This is a genomic window from Brevundimonas sp. GW822-FHT03E11 (assembly GCF_058801445.1).
Window position 1 is genome coordinate 427,504 of the sequence record NZ_JBXANG010000003.1, and the last position, 15,978, is coordinate 443,481.

Sequence of the window (15,978 nt, forward strand, 5' to 3'; positions counted from 1 at the left end):
CCTCCAGTAAGGCCCTAGACTTGGGGTCCGGTCGAGGCTGAACAAGGGCCGCCGTGCGACGGCCCTTATCCGTTTGTAACCCGGCTAGTCCAGACGGCTCAGGCCGCGTCGCCGAGCCAGCCCGGCATCCAGCCCTCGTGCCATTCACGCAGGTCGGCGACGGGAATGCTGAACAGTTCACCCTTGTCGCCGCGAGAGGCGAAGGCGTCGCCACCGGCGTGGCCGACGACGGAGGCGTGCAGGCCGGCGGCCTGGGCCTTGGCGATCAGGGGGTCGGCGTCGGGGACGGCGACCAGATAACGGGCCTGGTCCTCTCCGAACAGGAAGATGTGGGCGTGGGCGGCGCTGGAGGCGTCCAGGGTCACGCCGACGTCGGAGGCCAGAACCAGATCGGCGGCGGCGCCGATCAGGCCGCCGTCGGACAGGTCGTGGACCACGGTCAGGTCGCCGGCCTCGATCAGGTCGCGGACGAAGTCGCCGGTCTTCTTCTCCAGCTTCAGATCGACGGGCGGCGGGGCGCCGTCCTCGCGGCCCAGCACCTCGCGCAGATAGAGGGACGCGCCCAGTTCGCCGACGGTCTGGCCGATCAGGACGAGCGCGTCGCCCGCGGCCATGCCGGAGAAGCCCGTCACCACATCATAGTTGGGCAGCAGGCCCACGGCGCCCACGGTCGGGGTGGGCGGAATGGCGACGCCGTTGGTCTCGTTATAGAGGCTGACATTGCCCGAGACGACGGGGAAGGACAGTTCGCGGCAGGCCTCGGCCATGCCGTCGATGGCGCGGACGATCTGGCCCATGATCTCGGGGCGCTGGGGGTTGCCGAAGTTCAGATTGTCGGTGATGGCGATGGGGCGCGAGCCGACGGCGGTCAGGTTGCGCCAAGCCTCGGCCACCGCCTGTTTGCCGCCCTCGTAGGGGTCGTTCTGGACGTAGCGGGGGGTGCAGTCCGAGGTGACGGCCAGGCCCTTGTCGGTGCCGTGGACGCGGACCACGCCGGCGTCGGCGCCGGTGGCCGAGTCCTGAAGCGTGTCGGCCATGACGTGGCGGTCGTACTGTTCCCAGATCCAGCGCTTGGAGGCCATGTCGGGGCAGGCGACGACCTTCATCACCGCATCGGCCCAGTTGTCGGGCGCGGGGATATCGGCGTGGTTCAGCTTCGGCTGCAGCGCGGGCTGGACCCAGGGGCGGTCGTACAGGGGGGCGTCGTCGAACAGGGGGGCGAGCGGCACGTCGCAGACCGTCTCGCCGTGATGCTTCAGCACCAGTCGGCCGGTGTCGGTGGTGAACCCGATCACCGCGGCGTCCAGGCCCCACTTCTGGAAGATGCGATAGCCGTCTTCCTCGCGGCCGGGCTTCAGGACCGCCAGCATCCGCTCCTGGCTTTCCGACAGCATCATCTCATAGGCGGTCATGCCCTCTTCGCGCTGGGGCACGGCGTCCATGTTCAGCTCGATGCCGACGCCGCCCTTGCCGGCCATCTCGACCGAGGAGGAGGTCAGGCCCGCCGCGCCCATGTCCTGGATGGCGGCCACGGCGCCCGAGGCCATCAGCTCCAGCGTCGCCTCGATCAGCAGCTTCTCGGCGAAGGGATCGCCGACCTGGACGGTGGGGCGTTTCGATTCCGACTCATCGTCGAACTCGGCCGAGGACATGGTGGCGCCGTGGATGCCGTCGCGGCCGGTCTTGGAGCCGAAATAGACCACTGACAGGCCCGCCGAGGGGGCGGCCGAATAGAAGATGCTGTCGGCCTTGGCCAGGCCGACGCACATGGCGTTGACCAGGATGTTGCCGTTGTAGCCGGCGTGGAAATTGGTCTCGCCCGCCACGGTCGGCACGCCGACGCAGTTGCCGTAGCCGCCGATGCCCGAGACGACGCCCTTGACCAGGCGCTTGGTCTTTTCATGCGACGGATCGCCGAAGCGCAGGGCGTTCAGCAGGGCCACCGGCCGGGCGCCCATGGTGAAGACGTCGCGCATGATGCCGCCCACGCCCGTCGCCGCGCCCTGGTAGGGTTCGATGTAGGAGGGGTGGTTGTGGCTCTCCATCTTGAAGATGCAGGCGTCGCCGTCGTCGATGTCGATCACGCCTGCGTTCTCGCCCGGCCCGCAGATGACGCGCTCGCCGGTGGTGGGGAACTTGCCCAGGTGGATCTTGGAGGATTTGTACGAGCAGTGCTCGGACCACATGACCGAGAAGACGCCCAGTTCCACCTGATTGGGCTCGCGGCCCAGCCGGTCGAGGACGACCTGATATTCGTTCGGGGCCAGGCCGTATTCGGCGGCCAGTTCGGCCATGGTCTTCTGGGGAGCGCTCATGGCCGCGCCTTCTAACGGCAGACGGGCCGATAAGCTACATTCCAGACAGCATTTTGGGCGTTCTGGCCTGAGACTCGGCGCCGACCTGTGATGTCGCGGCCGTGATCTGAGCCAGGGACGGACGGACGGAACGGGTCGGGCGCCGCGCCATTGTCTCCTGGCGACAAAGGAGCATCCGCATGACCGACACCCCCAACGACCCTGCCGCCGCCCCGGAAGAGGACGACCGCGCCGAGATCGCCGCCGACGACGCCGGCGCCTCCGCCATGGCCGAAGAGGCGCAAAAGGAGGTCGAGGAGACCGAGGAAGACGGGGAGGGCATCTGATGGCCTCCCACGATCTGACCAAGCCCAGCCCCGCCGAGCACCAGCAGATGGACCGGTCCAGCGATCCCGAAACGACGCGGGAGATGGACGCGGCGGCGCCGGAGGCGGCCCTGGCCAGCCGCCGCCAGCGGATGACTGGAGAGGCGACCGGCGTCGGCAGCGTCGGCTATGACGAGGAGGGCGCCTTTGACGTGGGGGCGGGCGAGGCGGTTCCGCCCTCGACCTCGACCTCGACCTAGACGGCGCGTTCGACCCCAGGCTTGAGGCGGAACACCAGAAGGACGCCGCCGACCAGCAGAATCACGGCGCCGGCCAGGGCCGTGAAGGCCACCGCCGGCTTTTCCGCCTGTTCCGCGACGAAGGCGCCCAGGAGGCCCCAGGCCGTCGGGAGGGGATAGGCCAGGGTCCGCAGCGCCGCCGTCACCGCCAGGGCGACCCCTGTCGTGGCGACGACGGCCAGCACGGCCCATGCCGTCGGCGACAGGGCGGCGGGCAGGGCGTCGAAGGCGGTGAGGGTGGTGATCAGGTTCAGCGGCGCCGCCACCGTCAGCCAGCCGGCCAGGGCGGCGAGGGGCCAGACCAGCAGCAGCCGGTCGCGATCGAAGCGGGCGAGCCGCCGCACCTCGCCCGACAGGGCCAGCATCGGCGCCAAGAGGGCGATCAGGGTGGCGAAGATGATGACGACGCTGGCCGCCTTCAGGTTCAGGGCCGCCACGATGATCCAGAGACCCAGGCCGAAGAAGGCCACGGCGGAGGGCCAGCCCATCCGGTTGATCAGGACGCTCTCGCCCGTCTGGGGCAAGACCTGACGCACGGCGTAGGCCAGAAGCCCCAGATAGATCAGGCCCCAGATCGAAAAGGCGTAGCCGGCGACCCGCAGGGTCTGGTTCCCGTCCGCGGCGAACTCGGCCTGGGTCAGGCCGAGCCCGGCCAGGTTCTGAACCAGGGGGACGACCACGGCGAAGACGGCGGCGGCCAGGACCACCAGGCGACGGGTGCGCTGAGCGGGCGTGGGGCGAAGGATCGAAGACATGGGGGTTCCACTTCACGGTTCAGCGCTCTGTACGCCCCACGGGGACGGAAGGTTCACCGGCCTGGGTTGAAAATGTGAAGCTTGCGAGAGAGGGACGGCCCATGCTGGTGTCGCCGGATGATCCGTTTGCGCCTTCACACCTGCGCCGGCCTGGCCGTTCTGCTTCTCGGCGCGTGGGGGAGCGACCCGGCCCTGGGCCAGACGCAGAGCCAGGCCCAGACCCAGGCCCAGGCCACGCCCGCGCTGGTTCTGAACGCCTCGGCCGAGGCGGCCTGGGCCGAGGTGCGCGCGGCCCTGACGCCGCCGCAGCAGGCCCTGGCCGTGCGGCGCTTCATGGCGGCCCTGGCGAACGCCAACGGGCGACCGGTCGTCCCGCCGATGGACGCGCGCGAGATCGCCTCCGGCCGGGCGGCGGCGGCGGACGATCCCGCCCTGCTGCAAAGGCCCCAGGCCTATGAGGCGACCTTGAGCGTGGGCGGGCGGTTCCTGACCTTCCGGCCCCTGTCCCGCGCCAGTCTGGAGCCCTTGACGCGACGGGGCGCGCCCTAAAACAGTGTCCGATGTGTCCGATGTGTCCGATGTGTCCGATGTGTCCGATGTGTCCGGAACCGGCGCCGACTCCGACAAAGACCCCCTGAAACATACGCCCGCTTGCCGCAGCGGCGGGTCGTTTGGGTTGGGGCTTCTGCAAGCCGTTGAAGCGCCGAGAGTTCCATCTGAGAATTGCACCGACGTCAGGAACCGGCGGCCGTGCGGCCGGTTGTCAGTCCAGTTCCAACTGGAGAGGCGACATGGCCGATCAGACCGAAACCCCGCATTTCGAAACCGATGAAGTCGCCGCCAACCGCGCCATCGAAAACGGTCAGGGCGTCGGCGCCCGCGAACTGGCCGCCCAGCGCGAGCCAGGCGGCGTCAACACCGCCGATGAAGACCCCGAACTCGAGAACGGCGTCTCGGTGATCGAGGACGGCGACGATGCTTTGGATGAGAACCTGGCGGTTCAGGGCGTGGACGACGCGGGCTGATCCCACCTTGCCGAGGATGAACGCGGGGGGCGCGGGCGCCGCCCTCTCTCACGCCTAAGGCGCGGATGTTCCAGGTCGCCATCAGCAGACTGTCGCCGGCCGTCTTGGACGCCACGGCGTCCCAGGGCGTTCAGCCGCTGGAGGTCGTCCAGCACCGCCTGGGGCGGTGGATCGAGAATAGTCGCCATGATCACCCCCGAGACGCTGATGCACCTTCAGGTTAGCCAAGAACGCGATCATCACGGGTCACGAGCGCGAGAGAACCGTGGTTTCCTACGTCCCAGCCTTCGAAGGGGGGCTGGCGACCGTGAGTCTCAATCCATCCTGAAGCTGACGGAGAAGACGATTATTCCGTCTTCAAGACGCCTTCCAGCGCTTGCAGCCTCGTCGCTGAGGCGGAGCCGCGCCCGATCCACCGAGCGCAAGGCTTCTCGCCCCAGGCCGTAACCGCGCGGCCATTCGCTTTCGATCTGGCAGTTCACCAGCCGACCGTCGTTTTCAGCGCCGCAGGACAGGACGGCGTAACCCTCCGTCGGCGATCGGCCGCCGACAGGGGCCGGGAACCGGGGTCGGGGAACGATTTCCCATCGCGCGAGCGCAGGAAGCGTTTCTCGCCCGTCGCCCTCCGTGTCCTTGTCGCGGGGATCGATCAGAGGCCGACCGCAGGCGGTCAAGGTCTGCTCAAGGGCGGTGCTGGACGGGTTGAGGGCCATGATGAAGCGGTAGCGTCGGTGGTCGGGGCCTTGGGCGACGATCTGGAGTTCGCCGCCTTCCGCCAGTTGGCGCGCCACCATGGCCGGCAGACGGCTGAAAGCCGTCGTGCGATCCTCTCCCACGGTCCAGACGGTGGTTTTAAGAGCCGCATCTTCTCCGACCGAAAGCCCAAGATCGCGCGTCGTGGCGCGTAAGGGGGCCTCGGGCAGGCCGGTGATGAAAAGGTCGTAGGCCCCGTCGATGCATCGGGCGACCAGGGTGACGCCCGAAGTGAATTCAGCAAGGGCCAGGGTAGCCTTACGCTCGGGGATGGAGGTCAACACCCAGTCTTCTTGGGGCGGCGGGGCGTCCTGCGCCTTCGCGGAGACGGCGCCGGCCAAGAGGGCGGAAACGGCGAGGGCGGGGAGGAAGGCTTTCATAACCCCACTCCGCCTCAACGCATGATTGCCGTCAAGCCGCCGCGTAGATGCTTTGGAACAGTACCGCGCCGTCGGCGGAGCCCAGTTCGGCTTCGAAGGCGCGGTCCGGGTGGGGCATCATGCCGAGCACATTGCCGCGGGCGTTCTGGATGCCGGCTATGTCGTGGACCGAGCCGTTGGGGTTGTCGACGTAGCGGAAGACCACCTGGCCCTCGCCCTCGATCCGGGCCAGGGTCTCGGCGTCGGCGAAGAAGTTTCCGTCGCCGTTGCCCTGGGTCATCACCACTTCGCGCTGGCCCTGATAGCCGGCGGTGAAGCGGGTCTGGCCGTTGGCGACGGTCAGGCTGATGGGTTTGCAGACGTATTTCAGGCCCTTGTTGCGCAAGAGGGCGCCGGGCAGCAGGCCGGCCTCGCACAGGATCTGGAAGCCGTTGCAGATGCCGACCACGGCGACGCCGTCGTCCGCCGCCTTCTTCACGGCCTGCATCACCGGCGACTGGGCCGCCATGGCGCCGCAGCGCAGATAGTCGCCGTAGGAGAAGCCGCCGGGAATGACGATCAGGTCCAGGCCCTGGGGCAGTTCGGTCTCGGCGTGCCAGACCATCGAGACAGGCTCGCCGGTGGAGCGTTCGACGGCGACCTTGCAGTCGCGATCACAGTTGGAACCGGGGAAGACGATGACGGCTGCGCTCATGGCGCGGGCCTCTAGCACCGTTTTCGGCAAATGTCAGTGCGCGGGTTCAAGAAGTCCGAGGCGGGTCTCGATCCGGCCGAGGCGATCGTCATGTCGGCCGATGATCTGGTAGATGTTTGATATGTCTTGACCCAGGCCGGTCATGTGGGTGCGGATGGCTTGGAGTTCGCCCTTCACGTCACGAATCTCTGCTTTCACGGATCCGAGGTCGTGCTGCATGGACTTGAGCACTTCGTAGATGAGGTCATTAGTCACTTCAGCCATGACCCATTATAACAGAGTGGCTGGCGAAACGAAACGCTCAGGCTGAGGCCGGAACGCGCGCCCGCCCGACCGCCCAGGCGATCACGAAGATCGCAAACCCGCCCAGGGACAGGCCCATGCCGACCCAGCCGGTCGAGGTCCAGCCGTAGCCGGCGGCGATGGCCAGGCCGCCAAGAAGCGGGCCCAGAGCGTTGGCGGTGTTGAAGGCGGAGTGATTCAGGGCCGCCGCCAGGGTCTGGGCGTCGCCGGCGACGTCCATCAGACGGGTCTGAAGCACCGAGCCCAGGCCGCCGCCGCCGCCGATCAGGAAGACCACGAGCATGACGGCCCACAGGTGCGGCGCGGCGAAGGGATAGAGGGCCAGGGCGGCGGCGCTCCACAGCAGCAGGCCGCCCGCCGCAGGAAAGCCGACCCGGTCGGCCGCCCAGGCCCCGAGTATATTGCCCAGGAACATGCCGACGCCGAAGACGGCGAAGACCCAGGGCAGGATTTCCGGCCCCACGCCGGTCACCGCCTGAAGCGTCGAAGCCAGATAGGCGTAGACGCAGAACATGCCGCCGAAGCCGATCGCGCCGACGCCGAGCGTCAGCCAGACCTGGCTGCGCTTCAGGGCGCCCAGTTCGCGCAAGGGGCTGGCGTCGGCATGGGCGGGGTCGCGCGGGGCGAACAGAGCGACCAACCCCATGGTGATCACGGCCAGGACGCTGACGATGGCGAAGGTCCAGCGCCAGCCGAAGGCGTGGCTGACCAGATTGGCGAAGGGGACGCCGATGACGGTGGCGACCGTCAGCCCCATCAGAATGGTCGAGACGGCGCGGGTGCGAAGATGCAGCGGCACGATGGAGGCGGCGACCAGGGCCGCCACGCCGAAATAGGCGCCGTGCGGCACGCCGCTGAGGAAGCGGAAGACCAGCATCCATTCATAGGTGGGCGCCATGGCCGAAAGGCCGTTGCCGACGGCGAACAGGGCCATGAAGCCGATAAGCAGCAGCCAGCGGGGGCTGCGCGCGCCCAGCACCGCCAGGATGGGCGCCCCGACCACCACGCCGGCCGCATAGGCGCTGATCACATGGCCCGCCGTCGGGGCGTCGACGCCCAGGCCGGCGGCGAAGTCCGGCAGGATGCTCATGGCCGCGAACTCGGTGACCCCGATGGCGAAACCGCCCATGGCCAGGGCGATCAGGACCAGGGCCACACGGCCCCTCGCCATGGGTTTTACGGCCACGTCAGTGTCGGCCACGGCGCCGGTGACGGCCATGCGAAAATCCTGGGGCGAGAGAAGGGCGGGGTGTTGCGCTGCAACATAGGCGGCCCCTCTCAGGCTTCAACCCGCTGGAAATGATCGGCGATCACATAAGGTTGCGGCGCGACCGCCGAGGGGCGGGCTCAGCCCAGGTTTTCATAGGTCGCGGTGATCGAGGCCTTGGCCAGGGTGTGGAAGTGCAGGTTGAAGCCGAAGACGGCGCCGGAATCGTCGGCGGTCACGTCCAGCCGCTCCACGTCCACGGCGAAGACGGTGAAGATGTAGCGGTGCGGGCCGTGGCCGGCAGGCGGGGCGGCGCCGCCGAAGCCGGCCCTGCCGTAGTCGGTGCGGCCCTGGACGGCGCTGGCCGGCAACTGGCCGCCGGGCGAGCCGGCGCCGGTCGCCAGTTCGGTCACATCGGCGGGGATGTTGGCGACCGTCCAGTGCCAGAAGCCGGAGCCGGTGGGGGCATCGGGATCATAGCAGGTGACGGCGTAGCTCTTCGTCCCCTCCGGCGCGCCCGACCAGGCGAGGTGGGGCGAGGTGTTGCCCTTGGCGTGAACCTGGGCGTCGGGCAGGACGCCGCCGTCCTGAATGTCGGTGGAGGTGAGGGTGAAGGGCATAGGTGCTCCGTCGTTCAAGCCGTTAGCTTAACTAGGAGTCCGCTGTATGGATGCAAGCGCCTCTTCCGCACCTTCGCGCGGAAGAGGCCGAATGCTTCAAGCCGCCTCGATACGGTAGCCTTCGATCACCGTATTGGCGAGCAGCTGCTCGCACATCTTCTTGGCCTCGCCTTGCGGATCCTCGACGCCGTCGAGGTCGAACTCGATCAGCTTGCCGACGCGGGCGTTCGATACGCCCGACCAGCCCAGACCCTGAAGGGCGCCTTCAACGGCCTTGCCCTGGACGTCCAGCACGCCGGCCTTGAGGAAGACGTGAACCTTGATTTTGGCCATCAGCCGTTGCCTTTCATGAAGGGAGTGAAGTCGGACCAGTTCTCGACGCGGAAGCCGCGAACGTCCTTCACGCATTGGGGGAACCAGGGCAGAGCCTTGAGGGCGGTCATGGCCAGAGTCAGATTAGCGAGGTCCGGGATTTCAGTGAGATAGACGCTCTGTTGGACGCGGTGGAAATCATAGCGTTTCAGGGTCCGTTCGATCTCGCGATACGCCTGCCTCACCCCGGCGGGATGGATAGCGGTCGTCTCGTTGAGGTCCAGATCGAAGGAAATGGCGAACATCAGGCCAGGGGGTCGTTTTCGGCGTCGGCCAGCGGATAGTCGAAGGCTTCGTCGCTGTCGATTAGACAGGCCCTGATGCGGTCCCCGACAATGGCGGTCACTTCATAGACCGGCCCGACGCCCGCGATGCGGCGAAAGCGGCTGGTTCCGGCCAGGTCAATGGACCGTCGGAACTCGCCGCCCTCTTCCGCGACGTCAATCATCAGTGCAGGCCGCCCTGGATCACCGTCGGCATGCCCTTCATGATGCCCAGGCGACGGGCGACTTCGGTGTAGCTTTCGATGACATTGCCCAGGTCGCGGCGGAAGCGGTCCTTGTCCATCTTCTCGCCGGTCGAGGAGTCCCACAGGCGGCAGGAATCGGGGCTGATCTCGTCGGCCAGGATGACGCGGCTGAAGTCGTTCTCCCAGATGCGGCCGAACTCGATCTTGAAATCGACCAGGGTGATGCCGACCGCGCTGAACAGACCTGACAGATAGTCGTTGACCCGAACCGTCATCGCCAGGATGTCGTCCAGTTCCTGGGTCGAGGCCCAGTTGAAGGCGGTGATGTGCTCTTCGGTGACCATCGGGTCGTTGAGCTCATCCTTCTTGTAGTAGAATTCGATGATCGAGCGGGGCAGGGGCGTGCCTTCCTCTATGCCCAGGCGCTGGCTCATGGAGCCGGCGACGATGTTGCGGCAGACGACTTCCAGCGGAATGATCTCGACTTCGCGGATCAGCTGCTCGCGCAGGTTCAGGCGTTTGATGAAGTGATTGGTCACGCCGATGCCGTTCAGGCGCGACATGATGAATTCGCTGATCTGGTTGTTGACCACGCCCTTGCCTTCGAGAACGGCCTTCTTCTGGGCGTTGAAGGCGGTGGCGTCGTCCTTGAAGTACTGGATCAGGGTGCCGGGCTCAGGTCCTTCGTACAGGATCTTGGCCTTGCCCTCGTAAATCTTCTTGCGTTTGCTGTTCATATTCCGGTCCCGGCTTACGGGCGCCCTCCAGAAACAAAAATCGCGCGGCCATGGTGGAAAGGGGGAAGACCCGGTCCTGGCGGCGCGTTTCGGAATCGTTCGGGCAGTCAATCTCGTTCGCGGTCTCCTTAGCGGAAGGCGGCGCCCGATACAAATGAACGCCGCGTGCGACGCCGCAACAGGACCAAGGTCTATGCAAGCCATGTTGCGTTCGGGCGCGGGCGGGCTATAGACGGCGCTTGCCCCGAGGTCAGGGGTGTGCGGAGCTTGCTGAGCGACATGACGACGTTCGACGATCGGGAAAAGGGCTTTGAGGCCAAGTTCGCCCTCGATCAGGAGCAGGAATTCAAGGCCATCGCCCGGCGCAACAAGATGCTGGGCCTGTGGGCGGCCGAGAAGATGGGCCTGTCGGCCGACAGCGCGGACCAGTACGCCGCCGCCATCGTGCGCGCCGACATGGAGCAGCCGGGCGACGAAGACGTGTTCCGCAAGGTCGCCGGCGACTTCAAGGCCTCGGGCCTGACGGTCTCGGAGGGCGAAATCCGCTCCAAGATCGACGAACTGGCCTCGATCGCCCGCGAACAGATTCGCGCCGGCGAATAGGACTTTCGGCCTTCGGGCCTTCAGACGTCGAAAGGGCCGCACCCGGGGGAAAGTGCGGCCCTTTCTTTTTGCCGGGGACGTTGGGGGATGTCTCACCCGGCTTACTGTGCGTCTCGCGCCCCCTAAGAACACGGGGGGCGGGATTTGGTTTCCGCCGGTTCCGGGCGGATCGTAAATATTTTTACGGCATCAGAACCGTATCTACGACATGGACCATGCCGTTCGATTGAGCCACGTCCGCCTGGGTGATGGTGGACTTTCCGCCCTTGGCGTCGGTGATGACCCAGGTATCGTTCGGGCCCGCCGAAACCTTCAGTTCCTCGCCCTGAACGGTCTTCAGGGTCGCGGTTCCGCCGTTCGCCTGGGCCTGGGCGGCGATGTCGGCGGCCGTCAGACGCCCGGCGACGACGTGATAGGTCAGGATCTTGGTCAGATCGGCCTTCATGTCAGGCTGCATCAAGGCGGTGCGGGTGGCTTCGGGAATCTTGTCGAAGGCGGCGTTGTCGGGGGCGAAGACGGTGAAGGGGCCGGGGCCTTGCAGGGTTTCGACCAGGCCGGCGGCCTGAACGGCGGCGACCAGGGTCGACAGGTTCGAGGCCTTGGAGGCGTTGGCGACGATGGTCTCGTTCGAGCTCATGGCGGCGCCGCCGACCATGGGTTCGGCCGCCATAGGCGCCATGGCGGTCCCTTCCGCCGGCGCCATGGCCGTCGATTCGGCCGGGGCGGTCTCGTTGTTGTTGCAAGCGCCGAGCGCCATCAAGGCGCCGCCGGAGGCGGCGACGAGCATAAGTGTCCGAAGATTTGGCATGGTTGTTCCTTCCCTGTTGGTCCGCACTGCGGCGTTGACGGAAAGGTTACGGCTTGAGGCGGGTAAAGGATGCCTGCGGCGTGACAAGAGGACGCAGCTTGGCCGTTAGTCCTCGAAGACGACCGTCTTGGCGCCATGCAGCAAAACCCGGTCTTCCAGGTGCCGACGGACTGCGCGGGCCAGGACGCGGCGCTCGATGTCGCGGCCTTTTCTGATCAAATCTTCGGGCGTGTCGCGGTGGCTGATTCGCTCCACGTCCTGTTCGATGATCGGACCTTCATCCAGGTCGGCGGTGACATAGTGGGCCGTGGCGCCGATCACCTTCACCCCGCGCGCATGGGCCTGGTGATAGGGGCGGGCGCCCTTGAAGCCGGGCAGGAAGGAGTGGTGGATGTTGATGCAGCGCCCCGCCAGCCGACCGCTGAGATCGTCGGACAGAATCTGCATGTAGCGGGCCAGAACGACCAGTTCCGTGCCGGTCTCCTCGATCAGGCGCAGAAGCTGGGCCTCCTGGGCCGGCCTGTCGGCGGCGCTGACGGGCAGGTGATGGAAGGGCAGGTCGCCCAGATCGACGTGGCCGATCATCTCGCGCGGATGGTTCGAAACGACCGCCGTCACATCCATGGGCAGTTCGTCGATCCGCCAGCGGTACAGCAGGTCCGCCAGGCAATGGTCGAAGCGCGAAGTCAGAATCATCACCTTGCGCGGTTCCGGCCCCCTCAGGGTCCAGTCCATGTCGAATCGCCCAGCCAGAGGGGCGAAGGCGGTGCGGATCGCGGCCGGGTCGTCGCCTTCGCGCGGTTCGAACACCACACGCATGAAGAAGGTGGCGCCGGCGGCGTCGCCGAACTGCTGGGCGTCGGAGATGTTGGCGTCCCGCTCCAGCAGGAAGGCGGACACGGCCGCCACAATGCCGTGGCGGTCGGGGCAGGAGAGGGTCAGGATCATCAGACGGCAGGCTTATCCGGGAGAAACTTGCCGAGTATGGCCCAGGTTTCCGCCTTTGCCGACAAGGATATTGCATGGGCGGGGCTGGACGACGGCAGATCGACCAGGGCTAGGCCGGCGAGGTCGGCCAGGATCCGCCGACCCAGCTTGGCCGCCAGACCGCCGTTGAAGGCGACGGCGCGCAGTTCGGGGAGGTCCTGGATCAGACCGCGCAGATCGGCGGCCTCGGGCGACTTGATCGCCGCGTCCAGACTGCCGGATCGCCGGGCCGAGGCAATTACGTCCCACAGGCCGACGCCGCGCGCCTTCAACCGCTCCAGGCGGTCGGGGTAGGGCAGGGCGGCCAGGGGCTCGTCCAGCACCCCGCCGATCAAGGGCCAGAAGCCGTTGCGCGGGTGGGCGTAATATTGCGCCGCCTTCAGCGAGGCGTCGCCCGGCAGGCTGCCGAGGATCAGCAGGCGGGTGGCGGCGTCGACGACGGGGGGGAACTGGCTCTTGGTCATTCCCGACGCGCCGCGTCCCGATACACCTGGCTGCGGTCGCGTCTGCCCACCGCGACGACGGTCACCGTGACGATTGCGTCCTCGACCCGATAGACCAGCCGATATCCGGCGTCGCGCAGCTTGATCTTGTAGTGATCGCGCATCCCGTGGAGCGCATCCTTCGGAACACGCGGACTCTCCAGTCGTTCGGCGAGCTTTTTCTTGAACTGGACCCGGACCGGAGCGCCCAGCTTCTCCCACTCCTTCAGCGCGGAGGGGAGGAACTGAAGATCAAAGGGCATCGAGCGAGACGCGCACCGGCGTCTCGTCCTGCCGCTGGCGGACAGTCTCGATCAAGGCCAGATCGTCCAGGCGTTCGATCATCGCCTCATAGGCGGCGGCCGGGACCATATAGGCCATGACCCGGTTGTGGTTCAGCACGGCCACGGTCTGGCCCGCCGCGTCGTCCATGACGGCGCTGGGGCTCTTCTTCAGGTCAGAGACGCTGACCGCGATAGAGGCTTCGACGCGTTGCATGATGATAGAGTACGAAAATCGGTGCCATTTTCAATACTGAAGATCATCCCTCGCCGAATACCCGCTTGAACACCACGTCCACATTCTTGGTGTGATAGCCGAGGTCGAACAGGGCTTCGAGCTGATCGTGGGGCAGGGTGACGCGGTCGTCGGCCTTGAGGAAGTCCAGGAAGGCGCCCTCGCCGCGCCAGACCTTCATGGCGTTCTCCTGCACGGCGGCATAGGCCGCCTCGCGCGAGACGCCGGCCTGGGTCAGGGCCAGCATGACCCGTTGCGAGTGCACCAGACCGCCCAGGCGGTCGAGGTTCTTCTGCATGTTCTCGGGATAGATGTTCAGCCGCTCGATCACGCCGGCCAGGCGTTGCAGGGCGAAGTCAAGATGGATGGTGGCGTCGGGACCGATGCCGCGTTCGACCGAGGAATGGCTGATGTCCCGCTCGTGCCACAGGGCGACGTTTTCCATCGCCGGGGTGACGGCTGAGCGGACCAGACGGGCCAGGCCGGTCAGGTTTTCGGTCAGGATGGGGTTGCGCTTGTGCGGCATGGCCGACGAGCCCTTCTGACCCTTGTCGAAGAATTCCTCGGCCTCCAGCACCTCGGTGCGTTGCAGGTGGCGGATCTCGACCGCCAGACGCTCGACCGAAGAGGCGACCACGCCCAGGGCGGCGAAGAAGGCGGCGTGGCGGTCGCGCGGGATGACCTGGGTCGAGACCGGCTCGACCTGGAGCCCCATCTGTTCGGCCACATAGGCTTCGACGGCGGGATCGACATTGGCGAAGGTGCCGACGGCGCCGGAAATGGCGCAGGTGGCGATCTCTTCCTTGGCCGTGATCAGGCGGCGTTTGGCGCGCTGGAACTCGGCGTGATAGCCGGCGAGCTTCAGGCCGAAGGTCACGGGCTCGGCGTGGATGCCGTGGCTGCGGCCGACGGTCGGGGTGTACTTATGCTCCTTGGCGCGGGTCTCCAGCGCGGCCAGGACGCGATCGACCCCGGCGATCAGCAGGTCCGACGACCGGGCCAGCTGGACCGCGAAACAGGTGTCCAGCACGTCCGACGAGGTCATGCCCTGGTGCAGGAAACGGGCTTCCTCGCCGACGATCTCGGCCACGTGGGTCAGGAAGGCGATGACGTCGTGCTTGGTGGTGCGTTCGATCTCGTCGATGCGGTCGGCGTCGAAGGTCGCATCCTTGCCCTTGGCCCAGATGGCGTCGGCCGCCTCCTGGGGGATGACGCCCAGTTCGGCCATCTTGGTCGCCGCATGGGCCTCGATCTCGAACCAGATCTTGTACTTGGTCTCTTGCGACCAGATGGCGGCGGCGTCGGGGCGGGAATAGCGCGTGATCATGGGGCGGTCGTGTCGGTCCCGACGCCGCCCGAGTCAAGGTTTGCGGCGCGCTAAAGCTGTCCCATCGTATTGTCGTGATCGACGGCCTGCCGCTTCAGCCAGGCGACGAAGGCGGTGGCGCTGGGCGAGGGCGGGCGGTCGCGAGGCTGGACGACGTAATAGGCGAATCCGACCGCTTCCGAGCCGTCGGGGAAGGGGGCGACCAGACGGCCCGAGGCCAGGTCCGCCTGGGCCAGGGTGCGTTTGGCCAGGGCGACGCCGCGGCCGGAAACGGCGGCCTCGATCAGCAGGCTGGACTGGTTGAAGCGCGAGCCCCGGCGCGGGTCGGGGTGGCGCACGCCGCGCGCCTTCAGCCACATGGCCCAGTCGGGGCGGCTGGGGTCGCCGTCGTTGGACATGTCGTGCAGCAGGGTGTGGCGCATCAGGTCGGCGGGTCTGCGGATCGGATGTTCGCCGTCCATCAGAGACGGGGCGCAGACGGGCAGGACCGTTTCGGTCATCAGCCGGTCCACGGTCAGGCCGGGGTAGTCGCCGGGGCCGTAGCGGACGGCGAGATCGACCTTGCCCTCGGTCAGGTCGGCAGTCTCCATGTCGGCCGAGATCCAAAGCTCGATCTCGGGATGGGCGGCGTGGAAGTCGTCCATGCGCGGCATCAGCCATTTGGAGGCGAAGCCGGGGGCGATGCTGATCGACACCTGTTTGCGGCGCGGCGGTTCGCGCAGCAGGGCCGAGGCGTCCATCAGCCGCTCGAACCCCTCGCGCAGCAGGGGGACCGAGGATCGGCCGAGGTCGGTCAGCTGGAGACCGCGCGCCTCGCGTACGAACAGGGGGCCGCCGACAATGTCCTCCAGCAGGCGGATCTGCTGGCTGACGGCGCCGGGCGTCACCGCCAGTTCGTCGGCCGCGCGCGAGAAGTTCAGGTGACGCGCGGCGGCCTCGAACGCGCGCAGGGCGTTGAGCGGGAGCAGGGAACGGGCCATCGCCGTTAGAAATCCTATCAGCGTGCCAAAGGCAATCTGGT

At 67.1% G+C, this 15,978-nt stretch carries 23 protein-coding genes; 5 read left to right on the forward strand and 18 right to left on the reverse strand.

The window, feature by feature from the left end; all coding sequences use genetic code 11:
• Nucleotides 1–98: 98 nt before the first annotated feature.
• On the reverse strand, nucleotides 99–2,315 hold the full coding sequence (gene purL / locus AC1RKE_RS07415) for a phosphoribosylformylglycinamidine synthase subunit PurL (RefSeq protein ID WP_348683381.1): 2,217 nt from the start codon (nucleotides 2,313–2,315) through the stop codon (nucleotides 99–101).
• Nucleotides 2,316–2,494: 179 nt separating this feature from the next.
• On the opposite strand from purL, the gene AC1RKE_RS07420 reads away from it, so the two are divergent.
• Nucleotides 2,495–2,641: a hypothetical protein gene (locus tag AC1RKE_RS07420; protein WP_152950781.1), complete on the forward strand. Its 147-nt coding sequence runs from the start codon at nucleotides 2,495–2,497 to the stop codon at nucleotides 2,639–2,641.
• Entirely contained in the window at nucleotides 2,641–2,880 is a 240-nt protein-coding gene (locus AC1RKE_RS07425) for a Tat pathway signal protein (RefSeq protein WP_348683380.1), read from the forward strand. The genes AC1RKE_RS07420 and AC1RKE_RS07425 overlap by 1 nt, the downstream gene beginning before the upstream one ends.
• Here AC1RKE_RS07425 and AC1RKE_RS07430 read toward each other — a convergent pair.
• Entirely contained in the window at nucleotides 2,877–3,674 is a 798-nt protein-coding gene (locus AC1RKE_RS07430) for a TspO-related membrane protein (protein WP_348683379.1), read from the reverse strand. The genes AC1RKE_RS07425 and AC1RKE_RS07430 overlap by 4 nt on opposite strands.
• 117 nt (nucleotides 3,675–3,791) lie before the next feature.
• On the opposite strand from AC1RKE_RS07430, the gene AC1RKE_RS07435 reads away from it, so the two are divergent.
• Nucleotides 3,792–4,223 (forward strand): hypothetical protein, encoded by a 432-nt coding sequence (locus AC1RKE_RS07435; protein WP_007445972.1) that lies wholly within the window; start codon nucleotides 3,792–3,794, stop codon nucleotides 4,221–4,223.
• 242 nt (nucleotides 4,224–4,465) lie between these two features.
• A complete protein-coding gene (locus AC1RKE_RS07440; protein WP_182714085.1) occupies nucleotides 4,466–4,699 on the forward strand; it encodes a hypothetical protein in 234 nt (77 codons plus the stop codon).
• A 314-nt stretch (nucleotides 4,700–5,013) separates the two neighbouring features.
• Here the strand turns inward: AC1RKE_RS07440 and AC1RKE_RS07445 are convergent, their stop codons facing one another.
• The 9 genes from AC1RKE_RS07445 to purC form a co-directional block, all read right to left on the reverse strand.
• Nucleotides 5,014–5,832, reverse strand: a complete 819-nt coding sequence (locus tag AC1RKE_RS07445; RefSeq protein WP_227975975.1) for a hypothetical protein — start codon at nucleotides 5,830–5,832, stop codon at nucleotides 5,014–5,016.
• 31 nt (nucleotides 5,833–5,863) lie between these two features.
• The gene (gene purQ, locus AC1RKE_RS07450) at nucleotides 5,864–6,526 is read right to left on the reverse strand and encodes a phosphoribosylformylglycinamidine synthase subunit PurQ (RefSeq protein ID WP_182714053.1); all 663 of its coding nucleotides are present in this window, start codon (nucleotides 6,524–6,526) and stop codon (nucleotides 5,864–5,866) included.
• 33 nt (nucleotides 6,527–6,559) lie between these two features.
• A complete protein-coding gene (locus tag AC1RKE_RS07455; protein WP_183214919.1) occupies nucleotides 6,560–6,790 on the reverse strand; it encodes a hypothetical protein in 231 nt (76 codons plus the stop codon).
• 37 nt (nucleotides 6,791–6,827) lie between these two features.
• A complete protein-coding gene (locus AC1RKE_RS07460) occupies nucleotides 6,828–8,048 on the reverse strand; it encodes an MFS transporter (RefSeq protein WP_287395735.1) in 1,221 nt (406 codons plus the stop codon).
• Nucleotides 8,049–8,176: 128 nt separating this feature from the next.
• On the reverse strand, nucleotides 8,177–8,656 hold the full coding sequence (locus AC1RKE_RS07465; protein ID WP_183214918.1) for a YbhB/YbcL family Raf kinase inhibitor-like protein: 480 nt from the start codon (nucleotides 8,654–8,656) through the stop codon (nucleotides 8,177–8,179).
• Nucleotides 8,657–8,752: 96 nt separating this feature from the next.
• A complete protein-coding gene (purS, locus tag AC1RKE_RS07470) occupies nucleotides 8,753–8,989 on the reverse strand; it encodes a phosphoribosylformylglycinamidine synthase subunit PurS (protein WP_054766403.1) in 237 nt (78 codons plus the stop codon).
• Complete coding sequence (locus AC1RKE_RS07475) at nucleotides 8,989–9,273, reverse strand: hypothetical protein (RefSeq protein WP_054766402.1); 285 nt, start codon at nucleotides 9,271–9,273, stop codon at nucleotides 8,989–8,991. The genes purS and AC1RKE_RS07475 overlap by 1 nt, the downstream gene beginning before the upstream one ends.
• Nucleotides 9,273–9,476 carry a hypothetical protein gene (locus AC1RKE_RS07480; protein WP_183214917.1) on the reverse strand — a complete coding sequence of 68 codons (204 nt, stop codon included), beginning with the start codon at nucleotides 9,474–9,476 and terminating at the stop codon, nucleotides 9,273–9,275. The genes AC1RKE_RS07475 and AC1RKE_RS07480 overlap by 1 nt, the downstream gene beginning before the upstream one ends.
• On the reverse strand, nucleotides 9,476–10,234 hold the full coding sequence (gene purC / locus AC1RKE_RS07485) for a phosphoribosylaminoimidazolesuccinocarboxamide synthase (protein WP_054766400.1): 759 nt from the start codon (nucleotides 10,232–10,234) through the stop codon (nucleotides 9,476–9,478). The genes AC1RKE_RS07480 and purC overlap by 1 nt, the downstream gene beginning before the upstream one ends.
• Before the next feature lie 279 nt (nucleotides 10,235–10,513).
• On the opposite strand from purC, the gene AC1RKE_RS07490 reads away from it, so the two are divergent.
• Nucleotides 10,514–10,837 (forward strand): DUF1476 domain-containing protein, encoded by a 324-nt coding sequence (locus tag AC1RKE_RS07490; RefSeq protein WP_054767022.1) that lies wholly within the window; start codon nucleotides 10,514–10,516, stop codon nucleotides 10,835–10,837.
• A gap of 181 nt (nucleotides 10,838–11,018) precedes the next feature.
• Here the strand turns inward: AC1RKE_RS07490 and AC1RKE_RS07495 are convergent, their stop codons facing one another.
• From AC1RKE_RS07495 to gcvA, 7 genes are all read right to left on the reverse strand, one after another.
• On the reverse strand, nucleotides 11,019–11,624 hold the full coding sequence (locus tag AC1RKE_RS07495; RefSeq protein WP_227975973.1) for a fasciclin domain-containing protein: 606 nt from the start codon (nucleotides 11,622–11,624) through the stop codon (nucleotides 11,019–11,021).
• 126 nt (nucleotides 11,625–11,750) lie between these two features.
• On the reverse strand, nucleotides 11,751–12,593 hold the full coding sequence (purU, locus tag AC1RKE_RS07500) for a formyltetrahydrofolate deformylase (RefSeq protein ID WP_054766398.1): 843 nt from the start codon (nucleotides 12,591–12,593) through the stop codon (nucleotides 11,751–11,753).
• Nucleotides 12,593–13,096 (reverse strand): DNA-deoxyinosine glycosylase, encoded by a 504-nt coding sequence (locus AC1RKE_RS07505; protein ID WP_054766397.1) that lies wholly within the window; start codon nucleotides 13,094–13,096, stop codon nucleotides 12,593–12,595. Before AC1RKE_RS07505 ends, purU begins: the two co-directional genes overlap by 1 nt.
• Nucleotides 13,093–13,377, reverse strand: a complete 285-nt coding sequence (locus tag AC1RKE_RS07510; RefSeq protein ID WP_054766396.1) for a type II toxin-antitoxin system RelE family toxin — start codon at nucleotides 13,375–13,377, stop codon at nucleotides 13,093–13,095. The genes AC1RKE_RS07505 and AC1RKE_RS07510 overlap by 4 nt, the downstream gene beginning before the upstream one ends.
• The gene (locus tag AC1RKE_RS07515) at nucleotides 13,367–13,612 is read right to left on the reverse strand and encodes a type II toxin-antitoxin system Phd/YefM family antitoxin (RefSeq protein WP_054766395.1); all 246 of its coding nucleotides are present in this window, start codon (nucleotides 13,610–13,612) and stop codon (nucleotides 13,367–13,369) included. The genes AC1RKE_RS07510 and AC1RKE_RS07515 overlap by 11 nt, the downstream gene beginning before the upstream one ends.
• Before the next feature lie 43 nt (nucleotides 13,613–13,655).
• Nucleotides 13,656–14,957 (reverse strand): adenylosuccinate lyase, encoded by a 1,302-nt coding sequence (purB, locus tag AC1RKE_RS07520; protein WP_348685324.1) that lies wholly within the window; start codon nucleotides 14,955–14,957, stop codon nucleotides 13,656–13,658.
• A 50-nt stretch (nucleotides 14,958–15,007) separates the two neighbouring features.
• The gene (gcvA, locus tag AC1RKE_RS07525; RefSeq protein WP_395941862.1) at nucleotides 15,008–15,937 is read right to left on the reverse strand and encodes a transcriptional regulator GcvA; all 930 of its coding nucleotides are present in this window, start codon (nucleotides 15,935–15,937) and stop codon (nucleotides 15,008–15,010) included.
• Nucleotides 15,938–15,978: the final 41 nt, after the last annotated feature.

What these genes read in the sequence shown, in the direction of transcription:
- purS (WP_054766403.1), bottom strand. Translation starts at nt 8,989, where the DNA reads ATGGCCAAAATCAAGGTTCACGTCTTCCTCAAGGCCGGCGTGCTGGAC.
- purB (WP_348685324.1), bottom strand. Translation starts at nt 14,957, where the DNA reads ATGATCACGCGCTATTCCCGCCCCGACGCCGCCGCCATCTGGTCGCAA.
- AC1RKE_RS07440 (WP_182714085.1), top strand. Translation starts at nt 4,466, where the DNA reads ATGGCCGATCAGACCGAAACCCCGCATTTCGAAACCGATGAAGTCGCC.
- AC1RKE_RS07420 (WP_152950781.1), top strand. Translation starts at nt 2,495, where the DNA reads ATGACCGACACCCCCAACGACCCTGCCGCCGCCCCGGAAGAGGACGAC.
- purL (WP_348683381.1), bottom strand. Translation starts at nt 2,315, where the DNA reads ATGAGCGCTCCCCAGAAGACCATGGCCGAACTGGCCGCCGAATACGGC.
- AC1RKE_RS07445 (WP_227975975.1), bottom strand. Translation starts at nt 5,832, where the DNA reads ATGAAAGCCTTCCTCCCCGCCCTCGCCGTTTCCGCCCTCTTGGCCGGC.
- AC1RKE_RS07515 (WP_054766395.1), bottom strand. Translation starts at nt 13,612, where the DNA reads ATGCAACGCGTCGAAGCCTCTATCGCGGTCAGCGTCTCTGACCTGAAG.
- purC (WP_054766400.1), bottom strand. Translation starts at nt 10,234, where the DNA reads ATGAACAGCAAACGCAAGAAGATTTACGAGGGCAAGGCCAAGATCCTG.
- AC1RKE_RS07495 (WP_227975973.1), bottom strand. Translation starts at nt 11,624, where the DNA reads ATGCTCGTCGCCGCCTCCGGCGGCGCCTTGATGGCGCTCGGCGCTTGC.
- AC1RKE_RS07490 (WP_054767022.1), top strand. Translation starts at nt 10,514, where the DNA reads ATGACGACGTTCGACGATCGGGAAAAGGGCTTTGAGGCCAAGTTCGCC.
- AC1RKE_RS07435 (WP_007445972.1), top strand. Translation starts at nt 3,792, where the DNA reads ATGATCCGTTTGCGCCTTCACACCTGCGCCGGCCTGGCCGTTCTGCTT.
- purQ (WP_182714053.1), bottom strand. Translation starts at nt 6,526, where the DNA reads ATGAGCGCAGCCGTCATCGTCTTCCCCGGTTCCAACTGTGATCGCGAC.
- AC1RKE_RS07505 (WP_054766397.1), bottom strand. Translation starts at nt 13,096, where the DNA reads ATGACCAAGAGCCAGTTCCCCCCCGTCGTCGACGCCGCCACCCGCCTG.
- AC1RKE_RS07425 (WP_348683380.1), top strand. Translation starts at nt 2,641, where the DNA reads ATGGCCTCCCACGATCTGACCAAGCCCAGCCCCGCCGAGCACCAGCAG.
- AC1RKE_RS07430 (WP_348683379.1), bottom strand. Translation starts at nt 3,674, where the DNA reads ATGTCTTCGATCCTTCGCCCCACGCCCGCTCAGCGCACCCGTCGCCTG.
- gcvA (WP_395941862.1), bottom strand. Translation starts at nt 15,937, where the DNA reads ATGGCCCGTTCCCTGCTCCCGCTCAACGCCCTGCGCGCGTTCGAGGCC.
- AC1RKE_RS07480 (WP_183214917.1), bottom strand. Translation starts at nt 9,476, where the DNA reads ATGATTGACGTCGCGGAAGAGGGCGGCGAGTTCCGACGGTCCATTGAC.
- AC1RKE_RS07475 (WP_054766402.1), bottom strand. Translation starts at nt 9,273, where the DNA reads ATGTTCGCCATTTCCTTCGATCTGGACCTCAACGAGACGACCGCTATC.
- AC1RKE_RS07455 (WP_183214919.1), bottom strand. Translation starts at nt 6,790, where the DNA reads ATGGCTGAAGTGACTAATGACCTCATCTACGAAGTGCTCAAGTCCATG.
- AC1RKE_RS07510 (WP_054766396.1), bottom strand. Translation starts at nt 13,377, where the DNA reads ATGCCCTTTGATCTTCAGTTCCTCCCCTCCGCGCTGAAGGAGTGGGAG.
- purU (WP_054766398.1), bottom strand. Translation starts at nt 12,593, where the DNA reads ATGATCCTGACCCTCTCCTGCCCCGACCGCCACGGCATTGTGGCGGCC.
- AC1RKE_RS07460 (WP_287395735.1), bottom strand. Translation starts at nt 8,048, where the DNA reads ATGGCCGTCACCGGCGCCGTGGCCGACACTGACGTGGCCGTAAAACCC.
- AC1RKE_RS07465 (WP_183214918.1), bottom strand. Translation starts at nt 8,656, where the DNA reads ATGCCCTTCACCCTCACCTCCACCGACATTCAGGACGGCGGCGTCCTG.